This is a genomic window from Reichenbachiella sp., from assembly GCF_039969095.1.
In the GTDB taxonomy this organism is placed as follows: domain Bacteria; phylum Bacteroidota; class Bacteroidia; order Cytophagales; family Cyclobacteriaceae; genus Reichenbachiella.
Window position 1 is genome coordinate 15,377 of record NZ_JBDVOL010000015.1, and the last position, 14,858, is coordinate 30,234.

At 39.0% G+C, this 14,858-nt stretch carries 15 protein-coding genes; 11 read left to right on the forward strand and 4 right to left on the reverse strand.

Features of this window, described 5'->3' with window-relative positions:
- Positions 1 to 4 precede the first annotated feature (4 nt).
- On the forward strand, positions 5 to 265 hold the full coding sequence (locus tag ABJH98_RS15445) for a DUF4834 family protein (protein ID WP_348308599.1): 261 nt from the start codon (positions 5 to 7) through the stop codon (positions 263 to 265).
- A 50-nt stretch (positions 266 to 315) separates the two neighbouring features.
- Here the strand turns inward: ABJH98_RS15445 and ABJH98_RS15450 are convergent, their stop codons facing one another.
- Positions 316 to 2,541 carry a PHB depolymerase family esterase gene (locus ABJH98_RS15450; RefSeq protein WP_348308600.1) on the reverse strand — a complete coding sequence of 742 codons (2,226 nt, stop codon included), beginning with the start codon at positions 2,539 to 2,541 and terminating at the stop codon, positions 316 to 318.
- 212 nt (positions 2,542 to 2,753) lie between these two features.
- Between ABJH98_RS15450 and ABJH98_RS15455 the strand changes: the two genes are divergently transcribed.
- The 5 genes from ABJH98_RS15455 to ABJH98_RS15475 all read left to right on the forward strand — a co-directional run bounded on the left by ABJH98_RS15455 (position 2,754) and on the right by ABJH98_RS15475 (position 5,779).
- A complete protein-coding gene (locus ABJH98_RS15455) occupies positions 2,754 to 3,128 on the forward strand; it encodes a hypothetical protein (protein WP_348308601.1) in 375 nt (124 codons plus the stop codon).
- Positions 3,129 to 3,209: 81 nt separating this feature from the next.
- The gene (locus ABJH98_RS15460) at positions 3,210 to 4,022 is read left to right on the forward strand and encodes a mechanosensitive ion channel domain-containing protein (protein ID WP_348308602.1); all 813 of its coding nucleotides are present in this window, start codon (positions 3,210 to 3,212) and stop codon (positions 4,020 to 4,022) included.
- Between the two features lie 8 nt (positions 4,023 to 4,030).
- Complete coding sequence (locus ABJH98_RS15465; RefSeq protein WP_348308603.1) at positions 4,031 to 4,450, forward strand: VOC family protein; 420 nt, start codon at positions 4,031 to 4,033, stop codon at positions 4,448 to 4,450.
- Between the two features lie 35 nt (positions 4,451 to 4,485).
- Positions 4,486 to 5,214 carry a subclass B1 metallo-beta-lactamase gene (gene bla / locus ABJH98_RS15470; RefSeq protein ID WP_348308604.1) on the forward strand — a complete coding sequence of 243 codons (729 nt, stop codon included), beginning with the start codon at positions 4,486 to 4,488 and terminating at the stop codon, positions 5,212 to 5,214.
- Between the two features lie 40 nt (positions 5,215 to 5,254).
- The gene (locus tag ABJH98_RS15475; protein ID WP_348308605.1) at positions 5,255 to 5,779 is read left to right on the forward strand and encodes a DUF3124 domain-containing protein; all 525 of its coding nucleotides are present in this window, start codon (positions 5,255 to 5,257) and stop codon (positions 5,777 to 5,779) included.
- Positions 5,780 to 5,801: 22 nt separating this feature from the next.
- Here ABJH98_RS15475 and ABJH98_RS15480 read toward each other — a convergent pair whose 3' ends face one another.
- Entirely contained in the window at positions 5,802 to 6,851 is a 1,050-nt protein-coding gene (locus ABJH98_RS15480) for an AraC family transcriptional regulator (RefSeq protein ID WP_348308606.1), read from the reverse strand.
- Between the two features lie 115 nt (positions 6,852 to 6,966).
- Here ABJH98_RS15480 and ABJH98_RS15485 point away from each other — a divergent pair, with 115 nt between their 5' ends.
- A complete protein-coding gene (locus ABJH98_RS15485) occupies positions 6,967 to 8,163 on the forward strand; it encodes a hypothetical protein (RefSeq protein WP_348308607.1) in 1,197 nt (398 codons plus the stop codon).
- Between the two features lie 76 nt (positions 8,164 to 8,239).
- On the opposite strand, the gene ABJH98_RS15490 is transcribed toward ABJH98_RS15485, so the two are convergent.
- Positions 8,240 to 9,943: a M56 family metallopeptidase gene (locus ABJH98_RS15490; protein ID WP_348308608.1), complete on the reverse strand. Its 1,704-nt coding sequence runs from the start codon at positions 9,941 to 9,943 to the stop codon at positions 8,240 to 8,242.
- The gene (locus ABJH98_RS15495; RefSeq protein WP_348308609.1) at positions 9,936 to 10,310 is read right to left on the reverse strand and encodes a BlaI/MecI/CopY family transcriptional regulator; all 375 of its coding nucleotides are present in this window, start codon (positions 10,308 to 10,310) and stop codon (positions 9,936 to 9,938) included. The genes ABJH98_RS15490 and ABJH98_RS15495 overlap by 8 nt, the downstream gene beginning before the upstream one ends.
- Positions 10,311 to 10,635: 325 nt before the next feature.
- On the opposite strand from ABJH98_RS15495, the gene ABJH98_RS15500 reads away from it, so the two are divergent.
- The 4 genes from ABJH98_RS15500 (at position 10,636) to ABJH98_RS15515 (ending at position 14,826) form a co-directional block, all read left to right on the forward strand.
- A complete protein-coding gene (locus ABJH98_RS15500) occupies positions 10,636 to 11,418 on the forward strand; it encodes a DUF2971 domain-containing protein (RefSeq protein WP_348308610.1) in 783 nt (260 codons plus the stop codon).
- Between the two features lie 311 nt (positions 11,419 to 11,729).
- The gene (locus tag ABJH98_RS15505) at positions 11,730 to 12,320 is read left to right on the forward strand and encodes a class I SAM-dependent methyltransferase (protein WP_348308611.1); all 591 of its coding nucleotides are present in this window, start codon (positions 11,730 to 11,732) and stop codon (positions 12,318 to 12,320) included.
- Between the two features lie 52 nt (positions 12,321 to 12,372).
- A complete protein-coding gene (locus ABJH98_RS15510) occupies positions 12,373 to 13,542 on the forward strand; it encodes an MFS transporter (RefSeq protein ID WP_348308612.1) in 1,170 nt (389 codons plus the stop codon).
- Between the two features lie 360 nt (positions 13,543 to 13,902).
- The gene (locus ABJH98_RS15515) at positions 13,903 to 14,826 is read left to right on the forward strand and encodes a polysaccharide deacetylase family protein (RefSeq protein ID WP_348308613.1); all 924 of its coding nucleotides are present in this window, start codon (positions 13,903 to 13,905) and stop codon (positions 14,824 to 14,826) included.
- Positions 14,827 to 14,858 lie beyond the last annotated feature (32 nt).

A 14,858-nucleotide genomic window follows, 5' to 3' on the forward strand; every position in this document is an offset into this window, starting at 1 on the left:
AACTATGTTTAAGTTTTTACTCCTTTTATTTGTATTTATTTGGGTCATTGCCAAAGTGGGTGGTTTCATCCTCCGCACTTTGTTCTCTGGCTTCTCTTCACAGGCACGTCAACAGACCTACCAATCTCAAGGGCAGCGAGCTCAGCAGCGTCAGCCAAGGGATGGCAACGTGAGTATTGATTTTAACCCCAGAGACAGACAACAGTCTAAAGATGGCGGCAACTTCAAGGGTGGTGATTATGTGAATTATGAGGAGGTAGACTGACTTCAAGAGCATAAAAAAAGAGGCAATCATTTGATTGCCTCTTTTTTTATCTACCTAACAACCAATTGACTCTTAAACAATTGATCTTGGGTTTTAATCAGTAAAACATACAGTCCTGATTTTATTCCGTCCAAACTCACTTCCGAAAGATTGGTGTATAGCTCCTCTCTCATCAATACCTGACCAGAAGTTGTTATCAATTCTAACTTTCCAGACTTTATCTCATCTCCAAACTGCACCTTAATTGTTCCAAAGCTTGGATTGGGGTAAACAGAGAATGGTTTCACTAGAAGAGTTTCCTTATCCATTGATTGAGCTATTCTAGCAGAACCAGATGTAGTACTTACAGAAATAGTAAATGCAGCGTCAAACACACCATATGAAATAGTATTGTACCAAAAATTTCCTCCACTATAAGTATTTGAATATGCATATCTAATAGATGAATTTGTGATCACAAAAGTGTAAACCTGTCCATTGTCTATATTGAATGGCGTACTAAGGGATATGGTTTGCCATCCACTTCCTACACTAATACCTGTCTGCTCATAGGCAGCAGTTCCTGATACAGTATTTCCTTCAAATATTTTTAATGAAGATCCAGAAATGCTGTAAACAAGTTTTACATCAATTTCAATTACTTGTCCATCAGCAGTCGCGGTAAAAGATTGACCCATGGTGTTGCTATTTGAATAACTCAAAATGCCGTTTCCTGATGTGCTGCCCAGGGTCACGATGGTCGCTTCCCCGTCAGTTGTTGCGCTGCCCGAATTGCTATAATTAGAGTCTCCTACACTGTTAGAGGCTTTTACTCGATAATAGTAGGTCGAAGAAGTATTCAATCCTGTATCGGCATAACTTTCTGTGTTTGAAGAAAGCGTAGCGATAAGGGAATAGTTATTTTCATTTCCAGCGGATCGTTCTAAAATGAAAGCATTTTCATTGTTGGAATTGTCCTGCCAACTGACTTGAATCGAAGTAGAGCCTGTAGTACTTGCGCTTAAAGCTGAAGGAGCTGATGGTGGAGTGGATGTGCCTCCTTGTTGCGTGGTCGCACTTGCTACTGTACTAGTTGCGCTGGTGCTTGCATCTGAGACAGTGATTTTATAATAATAAGTTGTCGCAGGTGACAAAGAACCATCGTTATAGCTCGTGGCATTGGCAGATAGGTTGGCGATCGTGCTAAAACTACCTCCACTGGACAAAGATCGTTCTACGTGATAGGCAGTTTCGGACGCTTCATTGTCTGTCCAGGTCAAGTTTATGTTTGTAGACGAACTTGCCGTTGCGCTTACATTCGTAGGGGGATTCAAACTCGGCGTTGTGGTTTCGAGTAGCCCAAAAAATTCTGCAGCCCAATAGGAAGAGAAAAAATCAACATCATTCGTATACGAACCCGTATTTCCTCCTTGCGTTTCACCGCTTCCTGGATCGATGGCAATGGTGTGACCCATACCGTTGACCGAATAGGTGACTACTTGAACATTTCCATTGGCATCTTCATATTGACTCTTTGTAATAGATGAATTGCCCATAAAGGAATTCTCAACAAGGTCGGCATTTTGATCTGTGCCATGCACATTCGTCCACTGCTCCATGATTTCATTTTGATTCATGTAGTAAACCGTATAATCGGATGTGCCATGAAATGAAACAACTCTTGGCCAGGGGCCATTGTGACTAGAAGCTCCACGAACACTATTGCCCAGTTGGGCAGGGGTTTGATTCACATTGCCAAACATGGCCATAAATGCGGCATTGGTTGTGGTTGCCACTTTGTAGGGAAGGCCAGACATTACTGCTCCTCCACTGAATATATCAGGATAGGTGGCAAGCATCACTGTGGTCATTGCACCTCCTCCAGAAAATCCTGTCACGAACACTTTGCCATCATCAAAGGAGTAGTTGTTTTTCATGTAGTCAGTCATATTTTTGAGGGAAGCAGCTTCACCATATCCTCGATTAATATCTCCTGTTTCGAACCAATTGAAACATTCAGAAGAATTGTTGGCGCTTTTTTGTTGAGCATGAATCACATAAAATTTATAAGTGTCTGCTAGTGAATTCCAATCACTTTCATTCGAGTATGAACTCGCACTTTGAGTACAACCGTGCATCACCAAAACTAATGGTGCATCACTAGGCATATTGCCTGGAGTATGGATGTACATCGACAAATTCCCAGGGTTAGAACCGAAATTGGGAATGCTCGTTAGCTGACCATGAGTGAAGCTCGTGATCAGGCAAAAAATGAATAAGTTTAGTAGTTTTTTCATAGGGGCCTTTTTTTGTATCATACCTATGAATTTCATTGATTATAGATGTGTTTAGTATTTTTTAATAAAAAAATCAGGGTGGACTTAATAGTCAATATTTTAAAAAAATTGCGATTATCACCATTTTAACGTCTATTTTGTCTCAAAATCAAAATGCTGACTATTTTTGTATTTTGTTATTTTATTTATTGTATGGCACTTATAAATCTCTTATGAAGACTAAAGTATTAATGATATTCAGCGTAGTATATCTTGTGGTACAAGGCTTGATACTTACCTTTTTGCCACAAGAGGTTCATGCTTATTTCAATATTAGTGTCAACGGGATTGGTATTTTGATTTCACAAACGCTTGGCGCAGCGCTTTTAGCATTTGCCTTGCTCAATTGGATGACTCGGAGTAATATTCTTGGAGGTATTTACGGCAAGCCACTGATGATGGCGAACTTCCTCTTTTTCTTTGCTTCCGGCATGAGTTATTTGAAAGCGGCTGATGGCTACTTCATTTGGGTTATGGCTGGCCTATCCATGGCTTTTGGTTTCTCTTTTGGCTATGTGGCTTTTACTCATCCTTTTAAAAATTCTTAATACTTATAGGAAAGACCATGCAGATTGTCCTTCGTTCTTCCAGAATTGATTAATTTCAATTCGAAATAAAACCTCTTGTTTATGACACCTGAAGATTTAATGCCTAAAATTCTTGATTTAATTTTTGCTTATGGGCCAAAACTGGTCGGAGCGATACTGGTTCTTATTGTTGGGTTCTGGGTGGTGAAGGCACTTTCTAGAGGGTTCAAAAAGTTGCTCAATGCTCGAGACATAGATGCATCACTTAAGCCGTTTTTAGTGAGCTTGGTATCCATGCTACTCAAGGTAGTGTTGGTGATATCGGTGTTAACGACACTAGGTATTGAGATGACCTCGTTGGTGGCTATTTTAGGGGCAGCTGGGTTGGCCATAGGCATGGCTTTGTCTGGGACCTTGCAGAATTTTGCTGGAGGCGTAATGATCTTATTGTTTAAACCATTCAAAGTGGGTGATGTGCTGGAAGCACAAGGATATTTAGGGTCTGTACATGCCATCCATATCTTTAATACCATTATTAAAACAGGAGATAACAAAACCATTATTATTCCTAATGGAAACCTATCAAATAGTAGTATGACCAATTATACTACTGAATCAAAACGAAGGGTGGATTGGACTTTTGGCATCGGATATGGTGACGATGTGGACAAGGCCAGAAGTGTAATCAAACGATTGGCTGATGAAGATGATCGCATTCATAAAGAGCCTGAAATATTTATTGCAGTCTCAGCACTAGCAGATAGCTCAGTAAACTTTGCCGTTCGGGCTTGGGTAGACACAGCTAATTACTGGCCCGTACATTTCGATATGAATGAGAAAATTTATAAGACTTTCGCCAAAGAAGGCCTCAACATTCCTTTCCCACAAATGGATGTACATGTGCATAAGGATTGAATAGAGAAATGATGATAAATCCATTTCATTGTGCTTTTAAAGTGAAAGACATTGCTTCTACCCGTGAGTTTTATGTTGATATCTTGGGATGTGAAGAAGGGCGTTCTACAGAAACATGGATTGATTTCAATTTTTTTGGGCATCAGTTGTCAGCACACATCAGTGATGATATTCCTCCTCTCGATTATTGTGGCAAGGTAGATGGAATCAATGTTCCTATTCCCCATTTTGGCTGCCTGATTGACCAGTCGGACTTTCAAGTCGTTCAAAATAAACTAGAAGAGCGAAACATAGAGTTTCTAGTAAAACCTCAGAGGCGATACGAAGGACAAACTGGAGAGCAGCTCACTATGTTTGTGTTTGACTTTAGCGGAAATCCTTTAGAGTTCAAATCATTTACAGATAACCAAGCTGTTTTTCTGAAATAGCACACCATATTCCAACGCCTAATAATTGACTAGTCATGCTAAAATATGTTATTATCTTCCTTTTGATTGGCGGATGTACGACAAAAGAAATTTCGAAAATCTATCATTCCGAATCGCTAATCATCAAACAACTGTCAGATCACTCTTACCAGCATATTAGTTATTTACAGACTGACGACTATGGCAAAGTAGCCTGCAATGGCATGATAGTGGTTGATAATCACGAAGCCATCATTTTTGATACGCCTGCTGAAAACGAAGTTTCAGAAGAGTTGATCACTTGGGTAGAGTATGAATTAACAAGTAAGGTTGTGGCAATTGTACCCACTCATTTCCACAGTGATTGCTTGGGTGGATTGGCTACTTTTCACGAACGACAAATCCAATCAATAGCTCATAACAAAACAATCCAATTACTAGATTCAACAGCTGTGATTCCATGGCAGGGTTTCGATGATTTTATAAATCTTACTGTTGGTCAACAAGAGGTTATTGTTGACTTCGTCGGAAAAGGCCACACAACTGACAATGTCATAGCTTATTTTCCATCAGAACAAATCTTGTTTGGAGGCTGTCTGATCAAATCACTGAAGGCAGGAAAAGGCTATTTGGGAGATGCCAATTTAGAAGAATGGTCCGATACAGTAGAAAAAATAAAATCGAAATACCTTGAAATCAAAACAGTTATCCCAGGTCATGGAGAAGCTGGTGGAACCGAATTGCTCAACAAGACCATTGAAATGTTCCAGTCTGAGAACCAATAAGTCAGGTAGCTTTCCTAAATTGTAGATGAAACAGATACCTATGCGTTTACTTCTTAGAATTACTTCGATTTTCTCCATTTTTGCATTGATTTTGCTTTGCTCTTGTAGAGAACTTGAACCTGAAAATGGCCCTGGAAGTGTGAAATGGGGAGATCGAACGGTGAAATCAGCAACGTTAGATTCTCTGATGTCAGGTGAAACCTATTTGTCTGTTTATTCACAAATCTACAGTTCGAAAGAAAAAAGGACACATAATTTGACTGCCACTGTAAGTGTCAGGAATACGAACAATTTGGATTCAGTATACATCGAAAAAGTAGAATATTATAATACAGCAGGAAAGTTGATTAAATCATTTATCAACCAGCCTGTATTTATTTCTCCTATGGAAACGATAGAAATTGTGTTGAGTGAAGATGTCTTAAAGGGAGGAACAGGAGCTAATTTTCTGTTTTATTGGAAGAAAAAAGATCGAACACCAGAGCCTTTTTTCGAGGCGTTGATGATTTCCACTTCAGGTCAACAAGGCATTTCGTTTACTACACAGGGTAGGCAAATTAAGTAGAGTAAGGATTGACCAAGTTAGGTTATACTCTATCCACTTCAGTATTTAGCAGTTTCAAGCGTTTACGATAATCAGTTGGTGTCTCGCCTGTTCTTTTTTTAAATGCTGAGTTGAAAACAGATTTAGAACTATAGCCTATTTTGAAGTATACTTCTTTTATGGTCTGATCGCTAGAGTGGAGTAAATCCTGAGCTAGATTTATTCTGAGGTCGTTGATCCAGTCATTGAATTTCATTTTAAAATGAGAATTAACAACCTCTGAAATACGCTGTGGAGACAATCCAATTTGCTTAGTCAGCTTAGCTCTGGTAAGATCTGATTCAAGGAACATTTTTCGACGGACAACATATTCTGTCAACAGTTCAATTTCAGAATCGAGTGGTTCGGCCGCTGTACCAGTATTGCATTCTGCTTTTGTAAATAGCTTCGGGTGATGTATGGTTTGATACAAAAAGGCAATACACAGTACAATAACAAGAATAAAATTAATGAGCACAATGTAGCTTCCGAAATACTGTAATACCCAAATCAAATTTATTGCTAGAGCTACCCCTTCTACGACTAGCATCACCACTTTGGAGCCCACACCTAATAGAAAAATAATTACCCAAGCCTTGTTGTATTGATCTGATGATGTATTTAGAAATGCATGAATGGACAAAGCAAAATACCCAATTGTTGGAGTCAAATAGAGTAAAATAAAAGCCAGTTGAGGGACACGGTATACTTCAAAATACAGTAATGTTAAGAGTAAACCATACACCACCTGCCAAGTGAAATAATGAAGAAGTGGAGAGTCTGTTGAGTTTCCAAAATACTTGTTTAGATAAAGGTAATGAGTGGGCGGATATAGCAGAATCAATGAAATAGTAACTCTACCAAATTGTTGGAGATTCAATACTTCAAACAATTGCAACTGGATGAAGAGCTGGTGAAGAAGGCAAATCGTGAAATAAATAACCAAATACAGATTATTCTCCTTTCCTCGTCGGAATAGTAAGACAAGAACATAAATAATCAAGACGTTCGAAAAGATCGCCAAATAACCTAAAGGGTCAAGTAAATACTGCATCAATGGATAACATATGAAAGTGAAATTACCCTAGCAGTTTGGTGCGAATAGATCATTTCGCACCTTTTGGTGTCTTTCAACCTATTTATTTGGGCATCAATTAAAAAAACATCTAATGTACAAATATTTACTAATCGGCATCTGCTTGATATTGGCATGCAATGATGAAACCGAAACGCCTATTTTACCTATTGAAAATTTTAAAATTATTGACCATGGAAATACGGGAACTACAAAAGATTTAATGCTCAAGTTTAGTCAGGTTGATCAAGAAATTCAACCTACTGAATATCAGCTTATTTATTCCAAAAAGTCGTTGACAGAAAATGAAGAAATGGTCAAAAACTTAGAGGAAGGCCAAAAATTTGTGATTAAATCTGGAGATATTAATTATCAGAAAGCTGTAACCAAAGAATTTCTTGATGTCGAAGGTCATTCGATTGAAGAAGGTGTTGCCTACAATTTTTACATCGTTTCTTATAATCAAAATACTGGACAAGTCAAGCTTTCGGAAAGCACAGTTATAGCCATCCAAGACACACCTTATTATGAGGTGCAAACTTTGGGCAATATCAGTGGTACAGAAGCCTTGTCTCTTAGCAATGATGCTAAGTATGTTTACTCTCCAAACAACAACGGTGTCTCTCGAATGTCCATAGCTGATGGATCTGTGGAACGGGTGGCGGATGATATTATTTTTCCACTGGGAGGAACTTTTGACAAATCTGGCAATTTCTATATCTCGAGCTATTCGACAGGAGATATATATAAAATTGATCCATCTGGTAATAAAGAGGTTTATTCTAGTGGACATGTCGGACCCGCAGGTTTGGTTTTTGATTCTGAAGGAAACCTTTTTGTGGCGAACTATGATGGAAGTTCGATAGATAAGGTCGACACAGATGGAAACCGCACATTGTTTTGTAGTAGCTCTCTACTGAACGGCCCTGATGGAGTGATTTTCGCTGATGGTGAAATGGTAGTGATTAATTTCAATGATAGTAGAATTATGAAAATTAACGACCAAGGAAAGGCAACCTTTTTTGCCAGTCTTCCGGGTCAGATTACAGGTTATATCACTTATACACATGGCTCGTTTTATGCGGCTTCTATATCACTTTCTAAAGTGTTTCGAATCGATCAATCCAGAAAAGTTAGTGAAATAGTAGGGAGCGGTGCTGTTGTCACTTTAGATGGGCCTGGGTCTTGGGCGAGTCTGGAGAAACCTAACGGAATAGTAGCGTCAGTTACAGGAGATACCCTCTATGTTGGGAATTCTTCGAGTATTCGAATGATAATAATCCACGATTGACGAATTTCTAAATGGAACTTAAAAACAGAAGCAGGTGACCAATTTCTTGATTACCTGCTTTTATTACTAATCCATATTATTCTAGCGTCTTGTGTCGTTCGGCAATAGATATTGCTCTTGGGATGCCTTTTCTAATGGCATTATATTGGGCCAGTTCCGTTTCGTTTTTCTTATCTAATTCTAAGAAATCAACACCAAACATTTCCTGCGCACGTTCTTGATAGATTTGATTGAAACCTTCCATGATGTAGATTAGATTTCTTAAATACATGTCATAGGTGTCGTACTCCTCGAATTTGGCACTTACGACATAATTGGAAGAGCCTATTTCAATATGCTTTCTGACCAGTGCACCTACCAATTTTTGATTTTCTATACCAGCGTCATCACCAAGGTTGATTTTAAGTACATCAATGCCAGTCCTTGCAATGTATTCGTCATCGATTTTTGGCATTTGTGGAACTCCAGGCCTGTTATCACCAGGAAGTGGTGGCAACAAAATGGTCGTTTCTATGAGCTTACCAGATTCGCCTTCGCTGACGTATAGAATCTTTCGTCTATCTAATCTTCTCAACTCATCCTGGACTTTTCTTACGAAGCCCATCGTTTGGGTATTTTCAATTCCTAACAGTATAATATCATCAGAGGTGATATTAGCTTTTTCTAAAGCCGCTTCAATCTCGCTGATAGGCGTAAGTGTACCCTTTTGATAAACTTTACTATTAGTAATGTTGAACGGAATGATGTTATAGCCCTTACCCAAATATTTGGTGTACGCTACATCTTGAACTTTTGGTAGCTTAAAGCTACTGGCCAATCCTGTATTGTCAGCTTCGGCTTCATCAGCTGCCGAGTTGCACTGAATCATTACCGTACTGAAGATTAATGTGACTACTAAGGCGAGGGCTACTTTTACTTTGCCCAATGCGCCCGATTTTTTATTTTTCATCATGGTTATTCGCTTTTTTATAAATGATAAATTGAAATTGTGTACCAACCCGTAGGAGTTGTTGCTGATCAATTGTCTCAAAAGCAAGGTCTGATACTCAACTAAGGAATAACCCTCGTTTAAAATATGGTTGTCTGCTATATATTCATGTGTTGTTTTTAGGGATTTAATCAGCCGCCAGATCACCGGATTGAACCAGAAAAAAGCAGCCAAAAGTTGAACAAAAATTAAGTCTAAAGAGTGTCGCTGTCGCACATGGGTACGCTCGTGAGCCAAAATGTGATCAAACTCAGCAGAACCTATCATTTGAACATGTATAAAGACATAATTCAAAAATGAAAAGGGTGCGAGCTGGTTTTTCACCTTCACCACCGTCACGCCGTTATGCTTTTCCAGCGGGTGTCTGCGGATCAAACTAAAGATCCACTGCATGGTCCACGCCGTGCGCGACAAACAAACCACCACGCCAATTGAATAAACACCAGCCAATGCCCACAGCAAAATTTGAGTCCAATTCAAGTCACTAAACCAATGGGATGTATCCTGAGTGGGCGTGGTAAATGCTTGGGTGTGGACATACGTCCAATCAGCAAATGCGTCGTAATAATTCATTCGTGCTTTGCTGAATTCCTGTATGGGCAGCTGGGCCACAGGTGCCGGATTAAAATCAAAACTCAAAAGTGGAAACACCAGACTAAAAAGCACAATGCCGATCAAATAGAATCTATTGAGCGAAAAGAAAGTCTCCTTACGCAAAATCAACACATAGAGTGCATAGAGGCAGGCCAGCATCACGCTGGACTCCATCAAATACCAAATGAGCTTATCCATTTTTCTGGTTTTTAAGTGCTTCGAGCATTTTCATGGCTTCATCCAATTCCTTTTCCGAAAGCTCTTTACTTTCAGAAAAGAAGTTGACCACTTTGGAGAGTGAATTGCTGTAATAGTCCTTCACCAACCGTGACATTTGTCCTTCACTGTATTCGTCCTTGCTGATGAGCGGGTGATACTGGTGCGATTTGCCGTAGGCCGTGTAGCCCACGATTTCCTTCTGCACCAATACCCGCACAATTGTAGAGACCGAATTGTAGGGAGGTTTTGGGTCGGGGTACTGATCGATGATATCCTTGATAAAACCTTTTTCGATACCCCAGAGAATCTTCATTATCTTCTCCTCTGCCTTAGTTAAAGTGACCATACGATTGAGTTTAATTTTAATCAGCTAGACAATAGTACAACTTAATTATAAGTTTACAAACTTATTGATAAGTTATTTAACTTAAAGTTAAGTTCATTATCCTTGTCGGCCCCGTGCCGACATCTCTTTCGGATACTTATAAAGCACATCAGAGCAAGCGGTTTATGATTTGAAAAAGGCGTGGATTAACCCAGCTTTTGATTAATTTGTCAAAAGAAATAGTTAGCACTTTAGTGTTTGATATTTCTGATATTAGCAGATATCAAACACTGAAGTGTTGATATAACTATGTTAGTAGCAATGGAAGAATTGTGAATTATTAAAAATGAACATCGAAGAAAATCACATTTTCAAATTTGCGCCCATAACTGCATTTACTTTTAAAAACTTATTAATTAGTCAACTTTGGTTCGGCCCTCCTGAATCTATGAATGACCTGTTGGAAGGTCTTATAAAAATTAAGAACACAGATTTCAAACCAAGTAAATTGGCTTTGAGTCATTTTATTAAATCGAATGAACTTGATCAATATTACTGGAATCCCGAACATGAAATTAAGGAACATGGATTTATAAAATTCTTCATAGATAACTGGTATCATATACAGCGCAATCAATACGGTATCTCTTGCTTCTCACGCACACCAAATGAGCCACTTATGTGGTCACATTATGCAGATAAACATAAGGGCATATGCCTAATTTACGATAAGGAGGAACTTTTGAATAGTTTGAATGATTCTTCATTCAACTTTGAATACTCTCCTGTTAACTATAAAAAGAGGCCTCTGCTAGAAATTTTTGAAGACGAAGGAAAGGTCACATTCAAATCTAGCGAGCCAGTTTTGATTTCGAAAGATTCCAAATGGCAATACGAAAAAGAGATTCGATTCATGGCCAAATTCGAAAACAAAAAGAATTTCACAGGCCGTTCATTCACAACTTATCATTCTGCTTTGAAAGGAGTTATTTATGGGGCTAACATAGATCCTGATGATCTCGATTCGATTTCATTTATACTACGAAATGACCCATTGTACATCAATGTAAAAGAATACATGTCAGAAATTGATTTCGAAAAAGGTACAATTAACTTTTATGAAGACTAAAAAAAGCTACTAACATTCTGTGATCAAATCATGGCGGTTCAGAGGTGAAAGAAAGTTCTCTGCATTCTGGAAGCTCCGCCATATCTCAGATTAACACTATGGAATTAAAAAGGGATAGCGCAAATCAGAGATTTGGCTATCTTGTAAACGAAACTTAAACTAAACCATACGCCACGATTGATACAGTGGCGTTACCATCAATTAAAGCTATCAAGAACCCTATCTATTTTCCCAGCTGGCGTGCATCTAAGATGTGTGACCAACCAGATAAATTTTTTATATATTGACCTCAACAAATTCATAGGGCTTCATTGAAAGGAAAATTAAAAACGAATACGGTAGATAAATACCTCCGACCCATACGAGAGCAAATATGTAATTTGGTGTCTCTGGATGCTGAGGTGCTTGAAGTAGGCTGCGGCAATGGAGACTTGCTTTTCAAATTGTCTTCCAAAATAAAAAATGGCTTGGGTACTGACATTGATAAAGTGCTAATCAGTTATGCCAATGAGCGAAAAGAAAAAGAAGGTGCTCAAAATCTGAATTTTAAGGTCGCCGATGCTGTTAATGAAGACATGTCTGCAAAAACCTATGATTATGCTATTGTCAGTTTGGTGTTTCATGTGCTAAAGCCTGAAGAGGCACATGTGCTGCTTCATCGATTAATGAGCTGTGCAGATCAAATCATCATCTGTGCATTTTGTGAACCCACCAGCCGATGGCAACGGTTGCTGCTTTGGTTGGATCAGCGGTTTTCAGGGCACTTCGTCAATTTCAAAAGCTATGCTGAAAATGGATATATGCAAGGTATGTTGATAGATCAAAAGCACAGAGCGATTGAAGTGTACGATACATTCGATCCAGTGATCAAAGTGTATAGCATGAAAAAGTCGATTGAGTAATTTGTTTAAATTGATTTCCTCTTGTACACCTATATAAGTTGTGCCTCATCATATGACCAAATCCATAATCACACTTTCCATCATTGTCATTTCTCAGTTTTGTTGCACCTCGCTATGGTTTGCTGGCAATGGCGTGATGAGCGACTTGATGGTCAGTTTTCAATTGGGCGACAAGGCGCTAGGCCACCTGACTTCTTCAGTACAATTTGGTTTTATATTGGGTACACTTTCGTTTGCTATATTGATGATAGCGGATCGTTTTTCTCCTTCGAAGGTGTTTCTGATCTGTGCTTTGCTTGGAGCTCTTGTTAATGCTGGCATCATTTGGGAAGGCAATAGCTTGGAAAGTATTCTTGCCTTTCGGTTGCTAACTGGATTCTTTCTAGCTGGCATCTACCCCGTAGGGATGAAAATAGCCGCAGATCATTTTGAAAAGGGATTGGGCCAATCGCTCAGCTTTCTGGTTGGCGCTTTGGTCATAGGCACAGCCTTTCCTCATTTGCTGAAAGACATGACGGATACCTTTCCATGGCAATTCGTATTGCTCACAACTTCTTTGCTGGCACTGATAGGCGGGGGCCTGATGTTAACTTTTGTTCCAGATGGCCCCTATCGGAAACCCATTCAACAACTTGACTTATCAGTCTTTTTTAGTGTTTTCAAAAACCGCAATTTTCGGTCTGCTGCCTTTGGCTACTTTGGTCACATGTGGGAGCTGTATGCCTTTTGGGCATTTGTGCCTGTCATGCTTATGAGCTTCGATACAACGCATCCAGGCGCAACAACTAATATTTCGTTATGGTCATTTTTGATTATTGGTTTAGGAGGGTTGGCATGTGTCATAGGTGGTTACCTGGCACGCTCATTTGGTACAGGCAAAATAGCTTTTCTGGCACTTTTACTTTCGTGCAGTTGTTGCTTACTCTATCCGTGGCTTTTTATGATTGATTCCCAATATCTATTCATAGGTTTTTTGCTTTTTTGGGGTATGGTAGTGATCGCCGACTCGCCGTTGTTTTCCACCCTGATAGCACAAAATGCTCCCGCTGAGCAGAAGGGTACGGCACTGACTATCGTGAATTGTATCGGGTTTGCCATTACCATTGTCAGCATTCAGTTGGTCAATTGGCTGCAAGTGAATTATGATCCTAGATCTGCTTACGCCTGGTTGGCAATTGGCCCGATACTCGGGCTCATTGCGCTATACAAAAAACCAAGCTGAATCCTTAAAATTTCTTTGATCTGCCTACTGGTAGGGTATCAACTGCTCTTCTCGTTTTTATATTGAATTTGAATTCAACCTCATTTTATTTCGAATGTTGAATTAGAAAGAAATACAGAATCGCATGATAGTCTGTATTCGATGTTAGGTACCGTGAGTATCTGTATATACAGACGTAAACCGAAATATTTTTATCAATAAAGAGTTTGAAGGCATAGCTTTTTATAAAAATACCTTTTCAAGTAGACCCCGCAGGAAATTGGCAGAAGGCCATACCTGCGGGTTTTTTTGTTTTACCTTTTTAGATCTATTTTGAATTCAAATCAATAAACTTGTGATCAAAACTGAACCTTGGTTTACATGAAAAACAACACTTTTCTATTCTTAATTAATCTCATATTTCCTTTTATTCTTAATGCTCAACCCAAGCAAGTTTGCCTTTCTGTAGATGACCTCACGGTGGTGAATTATGGAATTACAGACACCGCGTTTACCTATAGTATTACTAGGAGCCTGATTGAAACCTTTGATAAATATCAGATTCCTGCCATTGGGTTTGTCAATGAAAGCAAGGTGTATACAAACGACACCGTGGATGTTGCTAAAATGAAACATCTCGAAATATGGGCTAGCAATGGCTATGATCTCGGCAATCATACTTTTGCCCATTTGAGTTACCACAAAACGCCTTTTGCCGAGTATACGGCAGGGATTCTAAAAGGAGAGTTGGTCACTAGGCCGCTTCTAAAAAAGTATGGAAAGGAGCTCAAATATTTTAGACATCCCTACTTACAAGTGGGATTGACGCAGTCCGCCTATGATTCATTGAACCAGTTTTTATTTGATCAAAATTATATAGTAGCGCCAATCAGTATTGACAATTCTGACTGGAGATTTGCTCACGCTTATAGCAATGCCTATAAGAAAGGCGACACCCTCTTGATGAAAAAAATTGGAAATGCTTATGTGGATTATATGGAAGAAGTCTTGCTGTACTATGAGAAGCAATCTGTGGATCTATTCGGTCGTGTCATATCTCAGACACTGCTTACTCATGCCAGCTATCTCAATGCACAGTATCTGGGTGATGTCATGCAAAAATATGTGGAGCATGGCTATACTTTTATTTCTCAAGAGGAGGCTTTGAAAGATCCTGCTTACCAAACCAAAGTCACTTATTTTGATAACTGGGGTATATCATGGATTGACCGTTGGAATCTGAGTCAGGGAAAATCAAGAGACATTTTCAAAGCTGAACCAAAGGTGCCTGACTTTATTAAATAGCATATCTTCTGGATTCAACATTCTAAGACCAA